The sequence below is a fragment of the Sphingopyxis sp. GW821-FHT02C12 genome, from assembly GCF_059421785.1.
In genome coordinates, this window is the sequence record NZ_JBWKVQ010000001.1 from 1,532,655 (window position 1) to 1,555,677 (window position 23,023).

At 66.1% G+C, this 23,023-nt stretch carries 22 protein-coding genes; 11 read left to right on the forward strand and 11 right to left on the reverse strand.

Annotated features, from left to right (window positions below):
- Positions 1 to 166 precede the first annotated feature (166 nt).
- From AC07U1_RS07255 to AC07U1_RS07270, 4 genes are all read right to left on the reverse strand, one after another.
- Positions 167 to 487, reverse strand: a complete 321-nt coding sequence (locus AC07U1_RS07255; protein ID WP_187141228.1) for a 2Fe-2S iron-sulfur cluster-binding protein — start codon at positions 485 to 487, stop codon at positions 167 to 169.
- Positions 488 to 561: 74 nt separating this feature from the next.
- On the reverse strand, positions 562 to 1,272 hold the full coding sequence (locus AC07U1_RS07260) for an SDR family NAD(P)-dependent oxidoreductase (RefSeq protein WP_495176992.1): 711 nt from the start codon (positions 1,270 to 1,272) through the stop codon (positions 562 to 564).
- Between the two features lie 170 nt (positions 1,273 to 1,442).
- Positions 1,443 to 2,339, reverse strand: a complete 897-nt coding sequence (locus tag AC07U1_RS07265; protein ID WP_495176991.1) for an alcohol dehydrogenase catalytic domain-containing protein — start codon at positions 2,337 to 2,339, stop codon at positions 1,443 to 1,445.
- Positions 2,339 to 3,691 carry an aromatic ring-hydroxylating oxygenase subunit alpha gene (locus tag AC07U1_RS07270; protein WP_495176990.1) on the reverse strand — a complete coding sequence of 451 codons (1,353 nt, stop codon included), beginning with the start codon at positions 3,689 to 3,691 and terminating at the stop codon, positions 2,339 to 2,341. The genes AC07U1_RS07265 and AC07U1_RS07270 overlap by 1 nt, the downstream gene beginning before the upstream one ends.
- Before the next feature lie 174 nt (positions 3,692 to 3,865).
- Between AC07U1_RS07270 and AC07U1_RS07275 the strand changes: the two genes are divergently transcribed.
- Genes AC07U1_RS07275 through AC07U1_RS07285 form a run of 3 tightly spaced genes read left to right on the forward strand, consistent with a single transcriptional unit; the run spans position 3,866 to position 6,125 of the window.
- Entirely contained in the window at positions 3,866 to 4,729 is an 864-nt protein-coding gene (locus tag AC07U1_RS07275) for an aromatic ring-hydroxylating oxygenase subunit alpha (protein WP_495176989.1), read from the forward strand.
- 57 nt (positions 4,730 to 4,786) lie between these two features.
- The gene (locus tag AC07U1_RS07280) at positions 4,787 to 5,371 is read left to right on the forward strand and encodes a CoA transferase (RefSeq protein ID WP_495197673.1); all 585 of its coding nucleotides are present in this window, start codon (positions 4,787 to 4,789) and stop codon (positions 5,369 to 5,371) included.
- Positions 5,361 to 6,125, forward strand: coding sequence for an SDR family NAD(P)-dependent oxidoreductase (locus AC07U1_RS07285; protein ID WP_495176987.1), 765 nt, complete (start codon positions 5,361 to 5,363; stop codon positions 6,123 to 6,125). Before AC07U1_RS07280 ends, AC07U1_RS07285 begins: the two co-directional genes overlap by 11 nt.
- On the opposite strand, the gene AC07U1_RS07290 is transcribed toward AC07U1_RS07285, so the two are convergent.
- Positions 6,122 to 6,892 carry a 2-oxo acid dehydrogenase subunit E2 gene (locus tag AC07U1_RS07290; protein WP_495176986.1) on the reverse strand — a complete coding sequence of 257 codons (771 nt, stop codon included), beginning with the start codon at positions 6,890 to 6,892 and terminating at the stop codon, positions 6,122 to 6,124. The genes AC07U1_RS07285 and AC07U1_RS07290 overlap by 4 nt on opposite strands.
- A gap of 190 nt (positions 6,893 to 7,082) precedes the next feature.
- Between AC07U1_RS07290 and AC07U1_RS07295 the strand changes: the two genes are divergently transcribed.
- The 8 genes from AC07U1_RS07295 to AC07U1_RS07330 all read left to right on the forward strand — a co-directional run bounded on the left by AC07U1_RS07295 (position 7,083) and on the right by AC07U1_RS07330 (position 15,371).
- Positions 7,083 to 7,988: a TetR/AcrR family transcriptional regulator gene (locus AC07U1_RS07295; RefSeq protein ID WP_495176985.1), complete on the forward strand. Its 906-nt coding sequence runs from the start codon at positions 7,083 to 7,085 to the stop codon at positions 7,986 to 7,988.
- A 179-nt stretch (positions 7,989 to 8,167) separates the two neighbouring features.
- Positions 8,168 to 8,944 (forward strand): SDR family NAD(P)-dependent oxidoreductase, encoded by a 777-nt coding sequence (locus AC07U1_RS07300; RefSeq protein WP_495176984.1) that lies wholly within the window; start codon positions 8,168 to 8,170, stop codon positions 8,942 to 8,944.
- A gap of 148 nt (positions 8,945 to 9,092) precedes the next feature.
- Positions 9,093 to 10,637, forward strand: a complete 1,545-nt coding sequence (locus tag AC07U1_RS07305; RefSeq protein WP_495176983.1) for an AMP-binding protein — start codon at positions 9,093 to 9,095, stop codon at positions 10,635 to 10,637.
- 129 nt (positions 10,638 to 10,766) lie between these two features.
- Positions 10,767 to 11,762 (forward strand): thiamine pyrophosphate-dependent dehydrogenase E1 component subunit alpha, encoded by a 996-nt coding sequence (locus AC07U1_RS07310; protein ID WP_495176982.1) that lies wholly within the window; start codon positions 10,767 to 10,769, stop codon positions 11,760 to 11,762.
- Entirely contained in the window at positions 11,759 to 12,748 is a 990-nt protein-coding gene (locus AC07U1_RS07315) for an alpha-ketoacid dehydrogenase subunit beta (protein ID WP_495176981.1), read from the forward strand. Before AC07U1_RS07310 ends, AC07U1_RS07315 begins: the two co-directional genes overlap by 4 nt.
- Positions 12,749 to 12,831: 83 nt before the next feature.
- Positions 12,832 to 13,755: a MaoC family dehydratase gene (locus tag AC07U1_RS07320; protein WP_495176980.1), complete on the forward strand. Its 924-nt coding sequence runs from the start codon at positions 12,832 to 12,834 to the stop codon at positions 13,753 to 13,755.
- 20 nt (positions 13,756 to 13,775) lie between these two features.
- Positions 13,776 to 14,009 (forward strand): biotin/lipoyl-containing protein, encoded by a 234-nt coding sequence (locus AC07U1_RS07325; RefSeq protein WP_187141240.1) that lies wholly within the window; start codon positions 13,776 to 13,778, stop codon positions 14,007 to 14,009.
- 51 nt (positions 14,010 to 14,060) lie between these two features.
- Positions 14,061 to 15,371 (forward strand): hypothetical protein, encoded by a 1,311-nt coding sequence (locus AC07U1_RS07330; protein ID WP_495176979.1) that lies wholly within the window; start codon positions 14,061 to 14,063, stop codon positions 15,369 to 15,371.
- Between the two features lie 38 nt (positions 15,372 to 15,409).
- On the opposite strand, the gene AC07U1_RS07335 is transcribed toward AC07U1_RS07330, so the two are convergent.
- The 6 genes from AC07U1_RS07335 to AC07U1_RS07360 all read right to left on the reverse strand — a co-directional run bounded on the left by AC07U1_RS07335 (position 15,410) and on the right by AC07U1_RS07360 (position 23,023).
- Positions 15,410 to 16,882 carry an aromatic ring-hydroxylating oxygenase subunit alpha gene (locus tag AC07U1_RS07335; protein WP_495197674.1) on the reverse strand — a complete coding sequence of 491 codons (1,473 nt, stop codon included), beginning with the start codon at positions 16,880 to 16,882 and terminating at the stop codon, positions 15,410 to 15,412.
- Positions 16,883 to 17,248: 366 nt separating this feature from the next.
- Entirely contained in the window at positions 17,249 to 19,603 is a 2,355-nt protein-coding gene (locus tag AC07U1_RS07340; RefSeq protein ID WP_495176977.1) for a TonB-dependent receptor, read from the reverse strand.
- Positions 19,604 to 19,704: 101 nt separating this feature from the next.
- On the reverse strand, positions 19,705 to 20,703 hold the full coding sequence (locus AC07U1_RS07345) for a YeiH family protein (protein ID WP_495176976.1): 999 nt from the start codon (positions 20,701 to 20,703) through the stop codon (positions 19,705 to 19,707).
- A gap of 11 nt (positions 20,704 to 20,714) precedes the next feature.
- Positions 20,715 to 22,013 carry an MFS transporter gene (locus AC07U1_RS07350; protein WP_495176975.1) on the reverse strand — a complete coding sequence of 433 codons (1,299 nt, stop codon included), beginning with the start codon at positions 22,011 to 22,013 and terminating at the stop codon, positions 20,715 to 20,717.
- Positions 22,014 to 22,058: 45 nt separating this feature from the next.
- Positions 22,059 to 22,442, reverse strand: coding sequence for a carboxymuconolactone decarboxylase family protein (locus AC07U1_RS07355; protein WP_495176974.1), 384 nt, complete (start codon positions 22,440 to 22,442; stop codon positions 22,059 to 22,061).
- Positions 22,439 to 23,023, reverse strand: coding sequence for an RBBP9/YdeN family alpha/beta hydrolase (locus AC07U1_RS07360; protein WP_495176973.1), 585 nt, complete (start codon positions 23,021 to 23,023; stop codon positions 22,439 to 22,441). The genes AC07U1_RS07355 and AC07U1_RS07360 overlap by 4 nt, the downstream gene beginning before the upstream one ends.

Sequence of the window (23,023 nt, forward strand, 5' to 3'; positions counted from 1 at the left end):
TCAAGAGCGGAATCTCGGGAAATTCTGCAATAAATCCACGAAAACTGGGATTATTGAGAAATTATAACGATATGTATTTCGCGCGAAACCTGCGGTCGCGAAGGCCGTGCGGGCGAGGGAGGCGGAGGGAGGGCTTGGGCGGGTGGCCAACCCTCTCCACAGCCGGCTAGCGCTGCTCTTCGGGGATCGACAGGATCAGGCCATCCATGCCGTCGGTCACCTTGACCTGGCATGACAAGCGGCTGTTCTCGCGAACCTCGTTCGCGAGGTCGAGCATCGCTTCCTCGATGTCGGTGCGGGGCCCCGCCGCCTCTATCCAGTCGGCGTCCACATAGATGTGGCAGGTGGCGCAGGCGCACACGCCGCCGCAATCGGCCTCGATGCCGTTGACGCCATTGTTGATCGCGCCCTCCATCAGCGAAAGGCCGGCTTTGACGTCGACGATACGTTCGGAGCCGTCGGGTTCGATATAGGTGATTGTGGCCATGTATGATCCGTTGTTTCTGCTTCGTGACTGTGCGGGCCGGGTGGCGGTCAGGTCCGCCCGCGCCCGCGGTCGCTTCATTGCGCCAGCGGCTCGTTGTGGACCACGACGGCCTCGCCCGAAACGCTGTCGTCCTCGATGATCCGCCGCACTTCTTCAGCGATTTCCTCGGGCTGCAGCAGGCGGATTGATTCGAGGATCGGCTGGAGCCAGTCGGCGTCCTTGGCGACGATCGGGGTGTCGGTGACGGCGGGGCAGAGCGGGATCACGCGAATCCCGAACTCGGCGTGCAGCGGCTTGCACGATTCCGAATAGGCGAGAATACCCCGCTTGGACGCGGCATAGGCGGGGTCCTTGGGCAGCGGGCCGAGCGCCGCGGTCGATGCGGTGTTGATAATCACCCCCGGGACGGACCGGGCGCGCAGGAAGCCGACGCCCATCTTCGTGCCGATCATCATCGCGATCAGGTTGATCTGCATCGCGGCGATCATGCGGTCGATATTATCGTCGGGAAAATCGGGCGGGCCGCCCATGATGCCGGCATTATTGTGGATGATGTCGAGGCCGCCCGACCGTTCCTCGGCGCGCGCGTACATCGCGATCGCGGCGGCGGAATCCGACAGGTCGACCGTCTCGGTCAGCGCTTCGGCGCCAAGGCTGGCGACCTCTGCGGCGACGGCGGCCAGACCCTTTTCGTCGATGTCGGCAAGGATGATCGTGCGCGCGCCATTGCGGGCGAGCATCAGCGCGCAGGCGCGCCCGATGCCGCCGCTTGCCCCCGTGACCAATGCACACTTTCCCCGAATATCCATGTCACTCTCCCGAACGCGCCGCTGTTTTCAGGGAGGGGCCGGTCCGTCAGGTGCGGCCCAGCCCTTCTCTTCAACAATTTCTATATCGCGTGCTAATATCATTTCACCGATCGAGGCAAGCGGAAATGGAGGCGCTGTGGGTAAGCCTATTTCAGCGGTTCCATGACGACCAGCCCGGCGCCCGCGATGCGCCCGCCCTCGATCTCCATCACCGCCTCGTTGATCTGCTCGATCGTGTAGCGTTTGCCGATCGCTACCGAGGGACTGAAGTGCCCGGCGGCCATCCACTGGGTCAACGCGGCCATCGCGCGGTCGCGATCGAGCGGCTGGGTGCGCGCATCGGTCCATGCGAGTCCGGGATCGAGCGCGCCGGGGTCCGGCGAAATCTCTTCGCGGCAGTCGAAGCCGCGCCGCGCGCCGGCCGCGCCGAGATCGGTGCCGATGCTCAGGCACAGGCTCGCGCCTGCTGCTGCGGCCGCGGCATGGGCATGATCGGGCGCGACCGCGACAATGCTGGCAGCGCCGGCGGCGCGCAGCGTGGCGACCGTCGCGAGCGCCAATCCGCCGCTCCCGGCGACGACGACCGGTTCATCCGCTTCGGCTTCGCCGACCTGCGTCGCGAGCGTGGCGGCGACGGCCGCTGTTGCGCCAAGCAGCCCCAGGCTGTCGCGGTCGGTACCGACGTCGCGCGGGAAGGGCGCGACATGATGTTCATCGACAAGCGCATTGGTCGTCCAGGTCGAGACCGGACGATCGGCCCGCTCGGCGCCCTCGGATGTCGCCCCGATGACGACCTGATCCCCGACATTGACCCGCGTCACCGCCTCGCCGATCGCGGTGACGACGCCGGCCCCCTCGAGCCCCGGCACCAGCGGCTGCCAGTCGGACTCGTCGGACCGCGCGAGCAGCGCCACATCGGCAGCGGTGATCGCCGCGGCGAACATCTCGACCGCAACCTGATGCCCCGTCGGAGCCGGAACCTCGGCCTCCTCGATCGCCAGGAATCCGAAGGGTTGCAGTACCGCCATGCGCCCGAGGGTCATCAGTCTTGCTCCACGAAGCCGTCGAGAAGCTGGCGGACGCGCAGGCGTTCGGGGATGCGGTCGATGCCGATGATCCGGTCGAGCACCTCGGCCGAATTATAGAGGCGGCGCTCGTTATAGCCGATGCGCAGCCCCGGCAGCCCGGGCGAGGAGAGCGACAGGAACATCGGCTCCATGTTGCGGACATCCTCTTCCATGATCGTCATCGGGGTCTGCAGCACCGCCTGCCGCATCTGGTCGATCGCGGGGGTGTCCTCGCCCCAGTCGGGCACGAACGAGGTCCATTCGAAGAAGGTGTGCGCGGGATCGACCGGCCAGGCGGCGAGGATCGGGAGCCCGCGCGCCGAGGTCGGCGTCGTCAGATTGGGGAAGAGGCTGTAGGTCAGGACCGCGCCGTTGACGATCGACTGCACCGTCGTGATCAACGGCGTACCGGTGCCGATCAGCGATTCGCGCGCGCTGTCCGCCGCAGTTTCCCAGTCGGTCGGGCCCGCCATGCCCATCATTTCCTGCTGCCGCTTGGCGAAGGGCGTCACCATGCGCGAATGGCCGTGCGGGAACATCGCGTGGGTCACGCCGCGCTGGTCGAGCGAGACGACGCCGTCGTGATGATGGATGTGCTTGAAGTGGTAGACCTCCTGAAAGGCTTCGGTCGCGACCTTCCAGTTGGTCCGCAGCAGCACGGTGGCGCGCGAGAACATCCGGAGTTTCGCGCCCTCATATTGCGCCATCTGCGGCACGACCGGACCCAGCCATTCGGGCAGCGGGATGGCGTCGGGATCGCGATTGACGAAGACGAAGCCGTCCCAGACGTCGCAGCGATATTCGGTGAGCTGGCGCTGCGCGTGCGGCACGCTTTCGAGCGTCTGGCCGGTGGGCACCGCGACGAGCCGTCCGTCGAGGTCGTAGGTCCAGCCCTTGCGCTGGCATTGCAGGGTGCCGCCGGGCAGGTCGAAGTCGGGGAATTCGACCTGCATGAACATCCGCCCCGGCGCGTCGAAGGGCATTTCATGCTGGTGCGCGCCCGGGTCGGTCAGCGGCACCAGCGGCGCGTCGTTGGGACTCTGGTTGAGGAAGGCGCGGATTCGCCCCGCGGTGTCGCGGACGAGGACGATCGACGGCCCGCTATAGCCCCAGAGCTGATAGCTTGCCGGGCGCGGCAGTTGCTCGGCGCGGCCCGCATAGAGCCAGGTTCGCGCCCACATATGCTCCTGCTCGAGGTCGAAGAAGAGCTGTTCGGTGTAACGCCCCGCCGGAATCACCGGCAGCTCGGGGAAGCCTTCGGGCAGTCCCTCGCGATCGAATTCGGCCAGGATCTTGCCCTTGATCCGGTCCATGAGCGCCTGATCCATCGTCTCTGCTCCTCGCCCTGCTGTTCTGGTTCCTGCGCTGCCGAAATCGCGTCCGGTGCGCCATGTTTTCGCGATCACTATATGAAAAGGGGAATGCGTGCTAGAGTTTGTTCGGAGAATGCGATACGGCTGGTGTGAAAAGAACAGCCGTCGCTGTCGTTCGGGAGATGATCATTGTCGCTGACGCTGCCTGCCGCGCCCGTGGAAGACGCGGCTCTTTCCGGGAATTTCGAGGGCGGGGCCGACCTTTACGAACGCGAACTCAAGCAGATTTTTGCCCGATTCTGGATGCCGGTCGGCCGCGCCGAGGAACTGGCCGATGCCGGCGGCTATTTCACCTGGGACCGCACCCGCATCCCGACGGTCATGGTCCGGTCGGTCGATCAAAAGATCAGGGGCTATTACAACAGTTGCCGACACCGCGGCGCGCCCGTGGTGCGGACCCCGACCGGGCGCGCGCGCGCCTTTCGCTGCCAATATCACAGCTGGACCTACGACACGTTCGGCAAGCTGATGGCGATCCCCGACGAACGCGACTTCGGCAATATCGATCGCTGCGCGCATTCGCTGGTGCCGCTGCGTTTGGCCGAACTCGGCGGCTGGCTGTGGATCGACCAGAGCGGCGAGGCACCTGAGCTTGCCGGCGCGCTCGGAGCGCTGCACCCATGGCTCGAAGCACGCACGCACTACCGGCTGGCCGGACGCCGGACGCGCGTGGTCGATGCCAACTGGAAACGCGTCGTTGCGCATCTGGGCGCGCGCGTCGTCGGCGCGCAGTCGCATTTCCCGAATATCTGCTTCGTCGAAGCCGGCGGCGAACTGTCCATGATGGCGGCCTGGCCTCGCGACGAGCAGACGACCGAGGTCGAACTGGTCCTGTGCGCCGCGCCCGATGCCGCCGAGCCGTCGTCCGACGCGCTCGATCAGCGGCTCGACGAGGTGCTGGCGGCGTTTGCGCCGGGGCGCGGGGCTGCGGAGGGGGTGCTGTCGGGCGATTTCGCAGGCGCTTGGTCGCGCGCGCTGGCGCCCGAGGCCTAGGGCGAGGCAACGGCCTTGGCGATCGATGCTCCGGGCGGTCCGCCGCTGCGCGCCATGATGAAATTCTGGCCCGGCGCCGCAGTGCCGGCCTTGCCCGCGGGCGCCACCGCGCCGGGCGGCGAAGCATTCGACCGGGAGGTCGCGCTGCCGGGCGGCTTGGCACCGGGCGACGCTGCCGCTGCGCTGCTCGCGCTCGTGTCGGGTGCCGCGGTCGCATGCTTGCCGTCCGTGCAGAGGGCGCGTGATCATGCGGACCACGCGCCCGACGACCTGCCGCTGTGTCCGCCGCTGTCGCTCTGGCGCGCGCGCGACGGCTGGCTGCTCGTCCATACCGCGACGCGTGAAAGCTGGCGCAATTTCTGCGCCACCTTCCTCAACCGTTCGGCCTATCGCGATGTCGCGCCCGATTGCGCCTGGTCCGACGCGGAGATCAACCGGCTCGCGACGATCATCCTCGACACGCACAAGGCCGACGACGTGGTCGGAACCTGCCTGACCTATCAGGTCCCCGCCGCCGTCGTTCCCGGGTGGCACGACCGCGATCGCGGCCCCGCGGGCGGGGCGCTCGCCGAACGACTCGCCTGGGCGGCATTGGGGCCGTCCTGTCCAGCCACAGAAGAAGGGGTGCCAGATGAGCGATGACCGGAGTTTCGAGGGCAAGACGCTGTTGGTTACCGGCGCCAACCGGGGATTGGGGGCGGCGCTGGTCGAGGCCGCCTTCGCGCGGGGGGCCGCCAAAGTCTATTGCGGCGCGCGCGATGTCGCGAGCTTCGGATCGGCGCTCGATCGTTTCGGCGCACGTGCGGTTCCGGTCGCGCTCGACGTGACGGACGACGCGCAGGTCGCCGCCGCTGCGAAGCTCGGCGACATCGACATTGTGGTCAGCAATGCGGGCGTGACGCATATGGTGCCGCTGCTCGAAACGACGCTCGACGGCGCGCGCGCGACGATGGAGACCAACTTCTTCGGGCCGCTGCGGCTGGTCTATGCCTTCGGTCCGCACCTCGAAGCGCGCGGCGGCGGCTTCATTTCGATACTGTCGCTCGCCGCGCTCGTGCCCGCGCATGGCGCCGAACTGTACAGCGCCAGCAAGGCCGCCGGTACGATGCTCGGCCATGCGGTGCGCGGCGCGATGCCCAATGTCGCGGTCTCGCTCGCCTATCCGGGGCTGATGGACACCGACATGATGCGCAGTACCGACTTCGCGAAAACCTCGCCGCGGGAGATCGCGGCGAACATCCTCGACGGCTGGGCGAGCGGCGAAACCGCGCTGTTTCCCGACCTCCATTCGCAATATCTGCGCGACGCGTTCGTCGCCCGCCCGGCCGAAGTGCTGACCGACCCCTATGCGTTGATGCGCGATGCGCTGCTCCGCTATCTGGAAGCGAAGAGCTAGGCCGTCGCCCATTCCTCGGGCGCTTCGATCACCTCGCGCAGTTGCTGGAGCCAGCGCGCGCCGGTCGCGCCGTCGACGACGCGATGATCGCAGGTGAGCGTGGGCGCGATCACCGTCGCGACATAGGGCGCGCCGCCCGCCACGCGATACTCCTCGAAGGCGGCGCCGACCGACAGGATGCACGCCTGCGGCGGATTGATGATCGAGGTGAATTCGGTGACGCCGAACATGCCGAGGTTGGAAATGGTCATCGTGCCGCCCGAATATTCCTCGGGCAACAATCGCTTGCGGCGCGCGCGGGCCGCCATGTCCTTCATTTCGGCCGAGATGTCGGCGACCGATTTTTCCTCCGCCGCGCGGATGATCGGGGTGATCAGCCCGCCTTCGATCGCGACCGCAACCGCGATATCGGCGTGGGCGTGGAGCAATATGCCCTTAGGATGATAGCTGGCGTTGATCGCGGGGTAGCGGGCGATGGCGATCGCCGCGGCCTTGATGATCAGGTCGTTGAACGAGATCCGGTCGTCGGTGCGGCCGGCGTTGATCGCCGCGCGCACCGCCTGCAGCCGGTCGACCTCGATCTTCGATTTCAGGGAGAAATGGGGCACTTCGCCAAAGGACTCGGTCATCCTTCGCGCCATGGTGCGGCGGATGACGTCGAGCGGCTGGACGATATAGCTGTCATCCACGATGCCCTGTTTCCGGACCTCTTCGAGCAGCAGCGGATCGGCTTCGATCGATTGGCTCCAGGGCTTGTGGTCCAGCATCTTGGTCTCCCGTCCATATATAATATTGCAATTCGCTATATAATGTTGCGCGGCATGACAAGATGGCGCGCGCGAAACATGATTGAAACGCACTGGTGAACCGTGCGAAACGTCAGGGGTGATCGGCAGCAACGGGCCATGGCCGCACAGGATGTAAGATTCGCGGGACCATCCCGGCAGGAGAGAGAGCATGGAAGAATCCGTCGCCGGACGCCCGACCAAATATAAGAGCGACAGCATCATGGAACGGCGCGAGCGGATCCTGCGCGTCGCGCGCAAGATGATCGCCCAGTCGGGGGTCGCGGAGCTCAGCGTTCGCGAGCTGTGCGCGCGCGCGGGTATCGCGCAGAAGACGCTGTATAATGCCTTTGGCAGCAAGGATCATGTGATCACGCTGGCGGTCACCCAATATACCCAGGAATTCAACAATTCCGTCTATTACAAATTCCCGCGCAAGACGCTCGAAGGGCAGATCGAGCGGATGATCAAGGTCCATTCGCGCAACACGCAGCTGCGATCCTATACGACCGCGATCATGTCGGTTTACAATTCGGCGCAATCCGACCGCGCGCTGCGTAACGCGGTACGGCTGATGTCGACCAATGCGTACAAGCCCTTCGTCGAGATGCTCGACGAGGAAAAGGGGCTCCAGACCAAGGTCACGCCCGAGCATATCACCGCCTATCTGACGACGAACACCTATGCGACGCTGACCGACTGGTGCATCGGCGATATCGAGGATCAACTGCTCGTCGAACGGGTTTGCGAAGGCTTTTTGATGATCGTCGCGGCCTCGACGCGCGGCAGGCACAAGGCCGAGGCCGAGCAGTGGCTGCACGACCTCCGGAACAGCCGGCCGAGCTGGATGACCTTCCGCAAGATGGCCGAGGTCGAGCCTGGCGAATTGCGCGCCGCTTTCCTCCAGACCCACAAGGCCAAGCAGCAGGGACAGGGTGTCGCCGAGGCGGCGGGCGCGACGGCCGACAAGGCGGCTGGCGGCGACACGGCTGCGACGAAAGCCGGGAAGCGCGGTGCGGCGAAAACCGCGACCACCACCCGCCGGTCCCCTGCGAAAAAGGCGGCGAGCGAGCGTTGAGCCTTGCGATCGTCCGGAGTCGCCGAACGGTGAACAAGCCTCTGGTATAATAATATAGCGTGCGCTAATATTTCTCGAACCGGTACCGATGGTCCGGGCAAAATCGCACGCGTCCCGGTTGGCGCGCTCCGGCGGAGCGCGCCAACGGCGAAGAGGGCGCGGCATCGAGGGAGAGAGACATGGGCAGCAATGGCAGGGTTGCGGGCAAGGTTGCGATCGTCACCGGCGCGGCGTCGGGCATCGGGGCGGCGATCGCCGAACGGCTGGGCGAAGAGGGCGCGCGCGTCGTCGTCGCCGACATCGATGTCGAGGTGGGCGAAGCGCTGGCGGCGAAGCTGAGTGAAGGCGGCGTGCAAGCGGCCTTCGAACGGCTCGACGTGACCAGCGAGGCCGATTGGCAGCGCGTCGTCCACGACACGCTCGGCGGTTTTGGCGGGCTCGACATCCTGGTCAATTGCGCCGGGGTCGCGGTTGGCGGCCAGGAGCTGTTGCAGCATGATTTTGCGAACTGGCGGCGCATCCTCGCGATCAACCTCGACGGGGTATTTCTCGGGCTGCGCTATGGCGGCGCGGCGATCGTCGCCAACGGCGGCGGCGCCATCGTCAACATCAGTTCGGTCGCCAGCAAGGCGGCGGTGATCCGCGGTGCAGCCTATTGCGCGTCCAAGGCGGGGGTTGCGCAGCTCACCAAGGTCGCGGCGCTCGAATGGGCACCGCTCGGCGTTCGCGTCAATTCGGTCCACCCGGGCTATGTCGAAACGCCCCTCGTCGCCGAACTGATCCGGCAGGCGCCCGATGCCGATGCGATGCGCGCCGCGGCCATTGCACGGCATCCGATCGGGCGGCTGGGCCTGCCGCGGGAAATCGCGAATGCGGTGCTTTTCCTTGCGAGCGACGAGGCTGGGTTCGCGACCGGCGCCGAGCTGCTGGTCGACGGTGGCTACGTCTTGCCCTGAGCCAAAGGCGCGTCGCAATAATTTTATAACATATAATACTATTCACTTTGGCCCGGCGCGATGATAGCGACCGGCCATGTGATTCCCGGTTCAACGAAACCGGGCGGCGGTCGGCCGTGGCGGCGGACCGCGAAGGAGAGGAGAGACTATGGCGCTCGCGTCGCATCGGATGGTCGCAATCGCTGGAGACGGTCTGGCACTCGCCGACGACCGGATTTCGCTGAGCTGGACCGAGCTCGACGCGATGCTGAACCGGGTGGTGAACGGCCTGCTTGCGCACCCGCTGGGACCCGAGCGCCGCGTCGCGGTCTTCGCGGCCAATTCGAGCGAAGCGGTGGTCGCCTATCTGGCCTGCCTGCACGCCGGCGTTTCGGCGGTGCCGGTCAACCCGAACCTCAAGGCCGACGAACTGGCCTATGTCCTCCGCGAATCGGCGGCCGAAATCCTGTTCGTCGGTCCCGAGACGGTGGACCTCGGCGGTGAGGTGGCGCGCGCCGCCGGCGGCGTCGAACTGATCGGCTGGCGGTGCGATGCGAAGGCCGGGGCGACCGCGTGGGAGGCGTGGCTCGCGGCCCAGTCCGACGCGCCGGCGCCCGACGACATGCCGCCGCGCCGCTATCTGCAATTCACCTCGGGAACGACGGGCTTCCCCAAGGCGATCGACGCGGTCGACACCACATTGCCCCAGGCCGACACGGTCGCGGGCTTCTTCGCGATGCTGCGCGAGTGGACCGCCGAACGACCCGAAGGCACGCACCTGTGCCTCGGTCCGCTCTACTTCAACGCCTCGCTGACCTCGGTCCGCATCCTCGGCGCGGGCCATCCGCTCGTCGTGATGACCAAATTCGACGCCGAGCGGGCGCTCGAACTCATCGAGCGATATCGCATCGTCACGACGCTGATGGTGCCGACGCATTTCAAGCGCCTGCTTTCGCTGCCCGATTCGGTGCGCGCGCGCTTCGATGTCGGCTCGCTCAAGGTGGTGACGCACACCGGCGCCGCGTGCCCGCCCGAGGTCAAGCGCGCGATGATCGACTGGTTCGGCCCCGTCCTCGTCGAGGCCTATGGCGGCACCGAAAGCGGGACGACCAACCTTATCTATTCGGACGAGTGGCTGGCGCATCCGGGATCGGTCGGCAAGACGATCGCACCCTTCGAGCTCGAGATCTACAGCGAGGAGGGCGAGCGGCTCGGTCCCAATGTGCCGGGTCAGATCTTCTTTCGCGACACGCGCGGGCGCGGGATCGTCTATCGCGGCGATCCCGAAAAGACCCGTGCGGCGCACCGCGAACCGGGGGTCTTCACGCTCGGCGACGTCGGCTATTATGACGAGGAGGGTTTCCTCTACATCACCGACCGCGTGTCGGACATGATCGTCAGCGGCGGGGTGAACATCTATCCCGCCGAGATCGAGCATCTGCTGGTCGCGCATCCCGATATCGTCGACGCGGTCGTCATCGGCGTGCCCAACGCCGACCTTGGCGAAGAGGCGAAGGCGCTGGTCATTCCGCGCGACCCGGTGACGCCCCCCGAAGCCGAGGCGCTGCTTGCTTGGCTGCGCGGCCAGCTCGCTGCCTATAAATGCCCGCGGTCGATCGATTTCGTACCCGACGTCGGGCGCAATCCGGCGGGCAAGGTGAACAAGCGCCAGTTGCGCGCGCCCTATTGGCCGTCGGACAGGACGATCGGATGATGGTCGCCGACAGGCGCCGGATGGTCTCTTGCCTTCGCCATTTCTATAACGCATGATAGATTGTCAAAATGATGATTCCGGGTATCGCCGCCGTGCGCGGGGACCCGAAAGACGAGGGAGGATGAACGGATGGCCCAGCAACTGGACCAGGCCAATGATATCGACGGCGCGACTCTGATCGAGATTTTCCGCCGGTCGATGCGGGTCTACAAGACCGACGAACGGTTTCGGCAGATGCTGATGAGCGGCAAGCTGCGGCTCGTCTATTATCCGGTGCGCGGCCAGGAAGTGCTCTCGGCATCGATGATGAGCGCGCTCAACATCGACGATTATCTGGTGACCACCTATCGCGGCGTCCACGACCAGGTCGCGAAAGGCATTCCGCTCAAGGATCTGTGGGCCGAATTCACCGGCAAGGTGACCGGCACCTGCAAGGGCAAGGGCGGCCCGATGCACATCACCGATCCCGCCACGGGTGTGATGGTCACGACGGGCATCGTCGGCGCCGGCCTGCCGATCGCCAACGGACTGGCACTCGCTTCGCAGGAATCGGGCGATGGCCGCGTGACGGTGGTCTGCTTCGGCGATGGTGCGACCAACATCGGCGCGTTCCACGAGGCTCTGAACCTCGCCTCGCTGTGGAAGCTGCCGGTGATCTTCCTGTGCCAGAACAATCGTTACGGCGAACATACCGCCTATGCCGCCAGCACGTCGGCGAAACAGATCATCGACCGCGCGCCGGGCTACAGCATGGAGGCGGTGAAGGTCGACGGGAACAACCCCATCGAAATGTATAGCGCCGCCAAGGCCGCAGTCGACCGCGCCCGCGCCGGCGAGGGGCCGACGCTGATCGAGGCGATGACCTATCGCATGCTCGGGCACACCTTCGGCGCCGATTTTTCCTATGTTCCGAAGGAGCTGCAGGAAGAAGCGAAGGCTAATGACCCGATCCCGGCGTTTCGCACGCTGCTGCTCGATCGCGGGGTGAGCGAGGAAGAGATCGCGGCGATCGAGGCGACGATCGATGCCGAGCTCGACGCGGCGGTCGAACATGCGCTGTCCAGCGAATATCCGGGCCTCGAGGAATTGAGGATCGACGTGCTGAAAGAGGAGATCCGCGCGTGAGCAACACCGACAAGATCAGCTTCGCGCAGGCGATCAACCAGGCACTCGACGAGGCGATGGCGGCCGATCCCAAGGTCATGATCATGGGTGAGGACATTGCCGACGCACAGGGCGGCGGCGTCTTCAAGGCCACCAAGGGGCTGTCGACCAAATATGGCACCGGACGCGTCCGCACGACGCCGATCGCTGAACAGGCGATCATGGGCGCGGCGGTCGGCGCCGCGATCGCGGGCTATCGTCCCGTCGCCGAGATCATGTTCATGAACTTCCTGACCGTGTGCATGGACCAGCTCGTCAACCATGCGGCGAAGCTCCGCTTCATGTCGGGCGGCAAGACCTGGGTTCCGCTGACGGTGCGCTGCACCACCGGCGCCGGGGTCGGGTTTGGCGGCCAGCACAGCGACATGCTCGAAGCATGGTTCGCGCATGTTCCGGGCATGAAAGTGGTGTCGGCGTCCAATCCCGCCGAGGCCAAGGGGCTGCTGCTGTCGGCGATCGAAGACGATGACCCGACCTTGTTCATCGAGGACATCATGATGTACTCGCAGCAGGGCGAGGCGCCCGCGCCCGGTTTCAAGGTTCCGCTCGGCAAGGCGCGCGTCCGCCGCGAAGGCTCCGACGTCTCGGTCATCACCTATGGCCGCCCGGTGCGGCTGATGGACGAAATGGCCGAGAGGCTGGCGGGCGACGGCATCAACGTCGAGGTCATCGACCTGCGCACGATCGCGCCGTTCGACGAGGAAACCGTGCTCAACTCGGTCGCCAAGACCGGGCGCGCGGTGATCGTCCACGAAGCGATCAAGTCGTTCGGGACCGGGGCCGAAATCTCCTCGCGCATCCACGAAGAGCTGTTCAGTGACCTGAAGGCGCCGGTGCAGCGGATCGGGTCCAAATATTCCCCGGTGCCGTTCAGCCCGCCGCTCGAGCAGGCGTTCCTCTACAGCGAGGACGAGGTCACCACCGCGATCAAGCGGATCATGGGGTAAGGCGCGGCCCGGCGGGCCTGCTTCCCCGGCCTTTGGCGGGGAGCGGGCTGCCGGGTGGCGCATCCGCTTCAAAAGGAAAATAGGTGCCGATCCACTACCCCGACATATTGAGCGAAGCGAGCGAACGGCGCTCCTTCTCCTACACGACGAAGGACGCGATCCTCTACGCGCTGAGCATCGGAATGGGCGAGGACGCGGGCGGATTGCCCTTCGTGTACGAACCGGGGCTGCAACTCGTGCCCACGGCGGTGACCGTGCTCGGCGGTAGCATCATGCCGCCGCTGGCCGCCGGCCCGGGGCTGCGGAAGAGCAGCTTCGATTTTCCGAAGGTCGTCCACGGCGAGCAGGAGATTCTTATCTATCGCCCGCTGCGGCCCGCCGACACGCTGTTCACCAGCACGCGCACGATCAGCGTCGAAGACAAGGGCGAAGGGCGTGGCGCGGTCGTCGTGACCGAGACACGCTGGACCGATGAGGGCGGCGCCGATGTCGCGGCGCTGGTCAACACGATCTTCGCGCGCGGCGACGGGGGGTTCGGCGGACCACGCGCCGAACGTGTGCAGCAGGCCGACGAGCCGGCGCGCGCGCCCGACATCAGCGTGTCGATGCCGACGCGGCGCGACCAGGCGCTGCTCTATCGGCTGAACGGCGACGGCAACCCGCTCCACGCCGACCCGGCAGTCGCGATGCGCGTCGGGTTCCCGGGGCCGATCATGCACGGGCTCTGTACCTTCGGCATGACCTGCCGCGCGATTTTGCAGCATGTCGTGGGCGGCGATAGCAGCCGCATCTTCAGCCACGGCGCGCGTTTCACGGCGCCGCTGTTTCCCGGCGAAACGCTGCGCGTCGACCTGTGGGTCGATGACGATATCGTCGATTTCAGGGCAGTGGCGGTCGAGCGCGACGTGGCGGTCATCCGCAACGGCTGCACCGCGCTGCGGCCGGCCGCAGCGCGTTCCGAACCGGTGGCAGCCCCTGTCGGGGCGGCCGCACCGGGCCTTTCATGACATCATCATTTGGAGCGACTATGAAAACCGAAATCTGCATTCCCGGCCTCGGCGCTGGCATGTCCGAAGGCACGCTGGTCGAATGGCATGTCGACGATAGCGCCGACATCGTCGAGGGCGCGATCCTCTATACGCTCGAAAGCGAGAAGACCGCGCAGGACGTCGAAGCCCCCGTTTCGGGCAAGGTCCGGCGCATCGGCGTCGTCGGCGAGGTCTATCCCGTCGGCGAGGTTGTCGCCATCATCGAACATTGATCCGGCCAGCGCCGGATATCCGGTCCCGCGGGTCCGAATGGAGGAAATATCGTGCTTCCTGAAGTGGTAACAGGCGAGGAAACCGGCACCGAGTTTCCGACAACGATCGAATCCTTTCGCAAGGTTGGCGCCGACTTTCTGACGCGCGCCTTTCATGCGGTGGGCACGCTGCCGGCCGACGACCGGGTGACCGCGATCACGCGCGCCGACGAATTCGTCGGCGGCGGCATGGGGCGCAAATTGCTGCTCGATGTCGAATATGCGCGCGGCGACGGGCTCGCGCGGCAGCTGTTCGTCAAATTTCCGCTCGACGAGGGGCATCCGCAGCGCGAGATATTCACCTGGCCCATGCAGGCCGAGGTGCGCTTTTATCTGCTGTCGATCCAGACCCCGCTGCCGGTGCCGATCCCGACCGCCTTCTTTGCCGATTTCAACAGCGAGGCGCTGTGCGGCATCCTGATCACCGAGCGGATCGGCTATGGCGAGGGCGCTATCGAACCCGCGCTCGAGAAGTGCCAGGATTTCCGGCTCGACGACCAGTTCGACCGCTATCTCGTCGTCAGCCGTGCGAATGCGGCGCTCGCGGGCGAGCATCGCGCGGGCAAGCTGGGATCGACGATCGCTGAGAAGTTCCGCTTCCCGGGGCCGCGGCAGATCGGCGGCGAACGCTTCCCGCACGATCAGGCCAATGTCGACCTGCGTATCGAACGGCTGCGCGCCTATGCGAAAAAGGCGCCGCACCTGCTGCCCAAGAATTTCGCGACCGACGAATTTCTCGATCGCTTCGCGCGCGAGACGCGCCTCGTGATCGAGCATCAGGACAAGATCTATGGCTATCTGAACGCCGCGTCCGATTTCATCGCGCTGTGCCACTGGAACATCAACATCGACAATGCCTGGTTCTGGCGCGACGAACAGAACCGCCTCGGCGTCGGCTTCCTCGACTGGGGCAGCGCAGGACAGATGAACATCGCGCGCGCTTTCTGGGGCATGGCCTGCGCCGCCGAACTCGACCTGATGGACGCAAAGCGCGAGGCGCTGATGGAGGCGTTCGTTGACCAGTATCGCACCGCCGGCGGCCCGCCGATCAGCCTCGACGAATTCCGCTTCATGTACCGCCTCGCGATCAGCGTCGATGCCTTCCACTGGATGATCGACGCGCCGACGATCGTCGCGACGCACCTCCCCGATTATCCCACGGTGCGCGATCGCTTCGACCCGCGGCTGCAGAATGTCTTCCTCGCGCGCGCGCAGCAGCATATCCTGACCGTGATGCTCAACGAATTTTCGTCGGCGAATGTCGAGGATGCGATCGGCGAGCTGCTGACGCGCGTCGACGAACGCGAACGCGCGCCGGTCTGAGCGCGCGACTTTCCGGCCGCGCGCTCAGACCGTCCGCGTCACGCCTCTAAGGCTTCGCCCGCGGCGATGTAGCGGTCGATCATCAGGTGGAGCGCGCGAATCTTCTGCTCGGCATAGCGACCAAGATAGACGCGCCCGGTCTCCGACGCCTCGAGTCCTGCCTGGACCTGCGGCAGGTTGAGCATGTCCTGCTCGAAGACCGCGGCAAGCCCGGGCCCCAGAATGTCGTTCGCTAGCGTCATCGATTCGTCGAGCCCGATTTCAAAGGCGGGGGCGGGGCGCGGACGCTCGCCGCTCGCCGGAACGGGCTTCAGGATCATGATGTCCATGATCGCCTCGTTCGGCGACAGCCCGTTGGGCCGCCAGCGATAGACGATGTTCGAGACATGGCCGGCCCAGAAGGCCATGTTCGGAAAGACGTCGTAGAGGATTGAATCGAGCATCTCGCCGTCGGTCGCGTCGCTATAGTCCTTGCCCGTTTCGGCGGCGAGATTCTCGCGCGCCATCGCCGCGAGCGCCGAGCGCGCGGTCGCGCCTTCGGGCAACTGCGCGCCGCCGTCGACCGCGATGCGCGTGCGCGCGCCGGTCAGATGGCTGAAAATCTCCTGCTCGCTCAGCGGCGCGATAAAGGGGCTGGCGATCCCTGTGGCCGAGAATTGCCGCGATACATAATCGTTCGGACAGTCGAACTGGCTGTTGGCGTCTCCGATCCCGGGCAGGATCTGCGGATGGGTGGTGATGCTGTGGAAGGATTCGGCGAAGGCCTCCGACAGCGCCTTCCAGTTGCAGCGGCACTTTTTCTGGACCCAGATCGCGCGATAGCGGTTGGCGAAGTCGAAGCGTTCGAAGTCGGTCGCCAGCGGGGCTATGACGTCGAGCAGCGGCTTGACGCCGGGATCGAAGTTGACGAAGACGAAGCCGCCCCAGGTGTCGACGCGCGCTTCGGGAAGGCGGAATTCGGCGGGCTCGATGTGCGGGAAATCCCACGGGATCGGATTGCTCTTGTACGCCCCGTCGATCGCCCAGGTGAAGGCGTGGTAGGGGCATTTGATCTCGCTGCGGCATCCCTTGCCCGACACCAGCTTGCGCCCGCGGTGCAGGCAGACATTGTGCAGCGCCTTGATCGACCCGTCGTCCTGGCGGATGACGATCAGAGACTTGCCGACGACTTCATAGACGTGAAAATCGCCAGGCTTGGGGATGTCTTCTTCGCGGCACGCGAACTGCCAGGTCTTCAGCCAGACGTGGCGGACCTCCTTGGCGGCGAAGGCGGGGCTGCAATAGCGTTCGGTCGCAACGGTCATCGCGCCGTCGCCAAGCTGGCGGCCTTCGCGCATATAGGCGGGGATCGGGCGGTCCTCGCGTGCGAGCACGTCTTCATAGGAGTCGGCCGGATGCCGGTCGCCTCGGAAGTTCATCGCCTGATCGGTCATCATATGCTCCCGGATTGCTGCGCCGATCGACGGGGTCGCCAGCGTCTGTTCGCTGCCAAAGCTAGGTCGGGCGCGCAAGGTGAGTCAATTGATTTGTATAACGCGCTATCAAAATCAAAGAGTTTGGAGAGTGCGCTTCCCAAATCTTCCGGCATCCGCGATTCGTCGTGTCGGTTTTCTGCAAGCACGAACTTCTTTACCGGCATACCAGCGCGTTTCGGGCGCTTGCCTTGCCGCTGGTATCACCGATCTCCGCTGGTCGTTGGAAAGCGTTTTCGCCAACATCGAAGAGTTGGCACCGGCCCCCCGCAAAGCGTGCGCGGCCACTTGCTGGCACTGTTGAGGATCAAATGTCTGCTTCGCGCGATTTCCGCCTAGAAGCGGTCCGTCTCCAAACGGCCAACTGCGGCACGACGTCGCTAGCAACGTGCCGCAGCGTTGGCTTCAAAACCGGATCGTTGCGCTGACGCCATAGGTGCGCGGTTCGTTCGCGAGGACGCGATTCGCCGTGCTCCCCGGAAAGGCGCCGTTGTTGAGGCCGAGCGCGCCGCCGAGCGGCTGATAGACCGCGAGCGGGCGATAATGGGTGTTGGTGAGGTTGCTGCCGAAGATCGCGAGCGACCAGCGGTCGTCGGGGCCGTTCAGCGCCAGGCGAGCGCCGAGCAGGGCGTAGCCGTCGGCGATCGATTGCGGATTGGCGTCGTTGACGGTGCCGACATATTGGTCGGACACGAACGAGACATTGGCGTTCGCCGCCCAGGTCCAGCCGCTCGACCCGATGTCGCCGTTCCAGTCGACCGCGACATTGCCCGACCATGGCGGCGAAAAACTGTTGGGCTTGCCCGTCAGATCCTGCGTCCCGCCGATGCCCGGCAGGCCCGAAGCGCCTGTGAAATCGGTGAATTCGGAGTCGAGATAGGCGAGCGATCCCGAGAGCGAGAAACGGTCGCTCGGCGCGAGCCGCAGATCGAGTTCGAAACCTTGCTGGCGCAGATTGCCGGCGTTGCGGACGACGAAGCTGACCCCGTCGAAGGCGCGATCCTGAAAGCCCGCGATGTCCATGCGGAAAAAGGTGATGTTCGCGGTCAGCGCCCGGTCGAGCCAGCTCGTCTTGGCACCGAACTCGTAATTCTTGACCGTCTCGCGATCGAACACGCGCCGCGTCGAGATCAGATTGCCTTGGGGATCGAAGGTCGACAGCGAAGGTATGCCGCCGCCCGAATTATAGCCGCCCGACTTGTAGCCGGTCGAATGGGTGGCGAAGAGCATCACATCGTCGGACGGCTTGTAGTTGAGGCTGACGCGATAGGTGAAGCGGCTTTCGGAGAGGCCGGGATAGTCCAGCACTTCGGGCGCGCGGATCGTCTGGGTGAAGGGGCTGGAGAGCTGCGAATAGCTGCCGCGCTTGCGGTCGTTGGTCCAGCGCCCGCCGAGCGTCAGCGTCAGCGCGTCGGCGAGGTAGATGTTGCCCTGCGCATAGGCGGCGATGCTGCGGACCTTCTGGAACACATCCTGATCGGTCGCCGCGATGCCGCCGGTGCTGGCGTAATAGGCGGCGCAGGCGGTGCGCCCCGGCCCGGCGGGAACGAGGACGTTGCAATATTGCGTGTCCATATTGAGCTGCTCGCCGAGCGCAAATTTCTCTTCGAAATAGTAAAGACCGGCGACCATGTCGAAATGACCGTTCAGCCATTCACGTTCGGGCGAGATGAATTGCAGCTCGTGGTTCCAGCTCCCCGAATCGAACAGGCTGCGCCGCGTCGCAAGCGGGACGGGCAGGAAGACGATGTCGCCGTCGAGCTGGTCGTTCGTCCATTTGCGATAGCTGTTGACGAGGCGCAGCGTCGATCCGCCGGCGATGTCGAGCGAGGCGATGCTCGACACGCCCCAATTCTTGTCGAGCAGCCCCGAGGCGACCGACTGGTTCATCACCCGGTCGTTCAAATTGGTGTCGGAGCCGCCGCTGAACGCGGCGCGGAGGAAGGCGAGGCGCGCCGGGGCGACCGAGGCGGGGTCGAAGTCGAAATTGACGACGCCGTCGCCGTCGAGCCGCACATAATCGCCGCGCACGATCCATTCGAGATTGCCGAACTCGGCCTTGACGGTGCCGCGCACCGCGACGTCGTCGGACCCGCCATAGGTCCTGCCGTCGTAGCGGTTCTTCCACGGTCCGTCATACCATTGGCCCATCGCCGCGACGCGCGCCGCGACGTTTTCGCCGAGCGGAATATTGACGTGTCCCGACAGCTTGTAGCGATCGAACGATCCGGCTTCGGCCGAGACCGCGCCCGAAAATTCATTCTCGGGCAGCGCGCTGCGGATCGACAGCGCGCCGACGCTGGCGTTGCGGCCGAACAGGGTGCCCTGCGGCCCGCGCAGCACCTCGACCCCGTCGATGTCGAGGAAGGCGCCGAGGATCGAGCCCGAGCGCGGGACATAGACGCCGTCGACGAACACCGCGACGCTCGGCTCGATCAGGGTGTTGGCGAGGCTGCCGACGCCGCGGATGCCGATGCGCGTCGAGCCGGTGTTCGACGAGCGCACCGTCTGGAAATTGGTCGCGACCCGGCCGAGGTCCATCACGGTCAGCACATTGGCGCTTTCCATCGCCTCGCCGCTGACCGCTGCGATCGAGATCGGCACGTCCTGGATATTCTCGGCGCGCTTCTGCGCGGTGACGACGATCGTGTCGCCCACGTCGGCCGCGACGTCGGCGGGGGCCGTTTCCTGTGCGGCGGCTGGCGTGGCCGCGAGTGCGGCGGCGAAGGCGGCAAGGCTCGTGCAGGCAATCGTTTTCATATTTCCCTCCCAGGATGATCTATTGGCGATCTTTGATCGAAAGCTATCGGCGCTCGGACGGCGATATTTCACATTTCACGACAGGTTTTTTGCAATGCGCGTCACAGTGGCGCTATGGCGAGCCAGCCGAGCACCATCGCTGCGAGCAGCACGGTCTCGCCGACCATCAGCGCGACCGGCTTCCAGCCGACCTGCACCAGGTCGCCGAGCCGGGTCTTCATGCCGATCGCGGCGATCGCGGTGACGAGGCACCAGCTCGACAGCGTGTTTCCCGCCTCGGTGATCGTTGATGGCAGCGTGACGAAGCTGTTGAGCGCGACCAGTGCGACGAAGGCGACGACGAACCAGGGCAGCAGCGGCGGGCGTTCGGTCCCGGCCGCCCCCGCCTCGCGCCGGCTGATCTGTCCGGCGACGAGGATGACGGGCAGCAACATCGCGACGCGGAGCAGCTTGACGATCGTCGCGGTGTCGCCGGCATCGGGCGAGATCGCATAGCCCGCCCCGACGACCTGCGCGACGTCATGGATCGTCGCACCGATGAAGATGCCGGCGGCATGATCGCCCAGCCCCAGCGCGCGCGTGATCAGCGGATAGAGCACCATCGCGGTCGTCGACAGCGCCGATACTCCGATGACGGTGAACAGGGTCGCCTGCTCTTTCCGGTCGTTCGGGGGCAGCGCCGCCGACAGCGCCATCGCCGCCGAGGCGCCGCAGATCGCGGTCGCGCCGCCCGACAGGAAGCCGAACAGCGGGTTGAACCCCATCGCGCGCGCCGCGAGGGTCGCGATCAGGATCGTCGCGCCGACCAGTGTCACGACCATCACCACCGGACCCCAGCCGAGTGCCGAGACCTGATCCCAGCCGATGCGGAAGCCGAGCAGCGCGACCCCGATCCGCATCAGTCCCTTGGCGGCGAAGTCGATCCCCGCCTGTCCACGCGGCGCTTCGGTCACGAAGTTGAGCGCCATGCCGAGCAGCAACGCATAAAGCATGACCGGGGCGTCATAATGTTGGGACAGGAAGGTCGCGGTCGCGGCGACGACGAGCGCGATGGCAAGGCCCGGCGCCGGTGCGGCGACGCGCGTGACAAGGGATGGCATGAGGCGGGTTCCTAGGGTTGCGATGCGACCGTATCGAGGTCGGCGAGATAGCTGCGCCGCGCGGCGAGAAAGAGCAGCGCGGCGATGACGGCGGCGGCGGGCAGGAAACGCAGCGCGTCGAGCAGCCCGACCGTGTCGGCGATCCGCCCGGTCAGGATCGGCCCCGGTGCGAGTCCGAGCAGATTATGCGCGAGCGTCAGCGTCGCGAAGGCCGAACCGTGGAGCGCGGCGGGGGTCAGGTTCGCGACCATCGCGCCGGCGGGGCCGGTCGTCCCGGCGACAAGGAACATCGCGATACCGAGCAGCACGAGTTGCGGCAGCCCTGGCGGCAGCATCAGCGCGAAGCTGAGCGCGATCGCGCTGCCGAAGCCATAGCCCGAAGCGAGCAATATCTTGCGGTCGGGTCGGCCCTGCGCGGCGCGGTCGCTCGCCATGCCGCACAGCACCATGCCGCAGCCGCAGATCAGCAGGAACAGCGCCGCCATGCGCCCGGCCGCGTCGACCGGCATCGCATAATAGCGGTTGAAATAGCTCGGCAGCCAGGCCGGGAGTGCGCCGGCAGCAAAGAGCTGCACCCCGCTTGCGAGATAGGCGAGCCGCACACTGCGGTTGGCGAACAGCGCGCGCAGCGACGCGCGCGGGGCGGCCCCCGACCCATGGGCGGTGAGCGCGCCCGCCCCGGCGATCTCGGCGATCCGCTTCTCGCGAACCACCAACGGATAGAGGATCGCGAGCGCCAGGCCGCCGAGGCCGATGACGGCGAAGGCGGTCCGCCAGCCGTGGCTCGCGGCGATTTCGCCGCCGATCGCGACGCCGAGCACCTGGCCGAACAGCCCGCCGGCCATGAAGGCGGCCGACAGCGTCGCGCGCAGCCGCTGCGGAAAGACGCTGATCACGACCGCGATACCGACGCTGCCGTAGGCCGCCTCGCCGACCCCGACCATCACGCGGCCGAAGAGCATTTGCTCATAGCTCGCGGCGACCGCGCAGAAGAGCGTCGCAAAACTCCACAGCGCCGCCATCAACGCGAGGCTGCGCACCCGGCCCCAGCGATCGGCGGCGAGCGACAGTGGGAAGGTCAGCAGCCCGACCATCAGCGCCACGACCCCCGACAACAGCCCGAGCTCGGCATCGCTTAGGACCCATTCGGTCTTGAGCAGCGGAAAGACCGCGTTGAGCACCTGCCGCGCCATATAGTCCGAGATCAGGAGCCCGAAGCTCAGCGCGAAGACGATCCAGCCATAGAGCGTCGTATCGCGCGGGCCGCTCATCGCGACGCCGGGACTCGCCGCAGGTGCCATTACCGCCATAGCCGCCTCCCTTGCGTCGTTCGAGGATAGGCGGGCGATTGCATGTCAGTCCGCCCCGCCGTCGGCTATCGTCAGCCCGCGTGCTTTCATTTCCTCGACCAGCATCGGCGCGCCGAGCGCGACCGAGTGCAGCCCGAGCACCGCGACGGCTTCGAGCACTGCCATCACTTCCTCGGGTGTCGCGCCCTTGTCGAGCGCGGCGGCGATGTGGCGGCGCGTGCCCGGCGCATACATATGCGTGCACGAGGCATCGACCGCGATTGCAAGAAATTCGTAAATCTTGGGATCGAGAACCCCGCGCCGCAACGGCAAGGTGCCCGCGGCGAGGAAGGTTTCGAGCCATTCGGGGTCGAGCGCTGCCATCTCGTCCCACGCGGCGTTCCACTGGCCGCCCGCGCGCATCGCGTCGCTGATCGGGGTGGTGCTCACAACGTCGCAGCCCTGGCGTGATCGTCGAGCCGGTCGAGCAACCCGAACAGCGCGGGCCAGGGACCATAGCCTGCGGCCGGGTTGAGATGCCCGACCTCGCCGGCGTCGTGCAGCGCCGTACCCCATGCGTCGGCGAAGCTGACGACCCGGTCGAACGCTGCGAGCGGATCGTTGCGGCTCGCGACGGTGATGGCGGGGAAGGGGAGGGGCTTGCGCGGGATCGGGAACCAGCCGCCTTGCTTGAGCGCGGCTGGTTCGGGGTAGCCCGCGGGGAGCGGGGTCTCGATGTCGGCGGGGGTGACGAGCAGCGCCGCGCGGATCGTCCGCGTCGGCGCCAGCGCCCAATGCACCGTCGTCAGGCACCCGGCGCTATGCGCGACGATCACCACCTCGCCGGGTATGGCGCGAAGCGCGGCGTCGAGCGCCGCGACTTGCCCCGCGCGGCTCAGTCGGTCGGCGGCGAGCGGTTCGACCGTCACCGCGCCGGGGATCGCCCGTGCGGCATGGGTCTGCCAATGATCCTCGACATGATCCCGAAGCCCGGGAACGAAGAGGATCGTCGTGTCGCCGCCGAAGGCCAT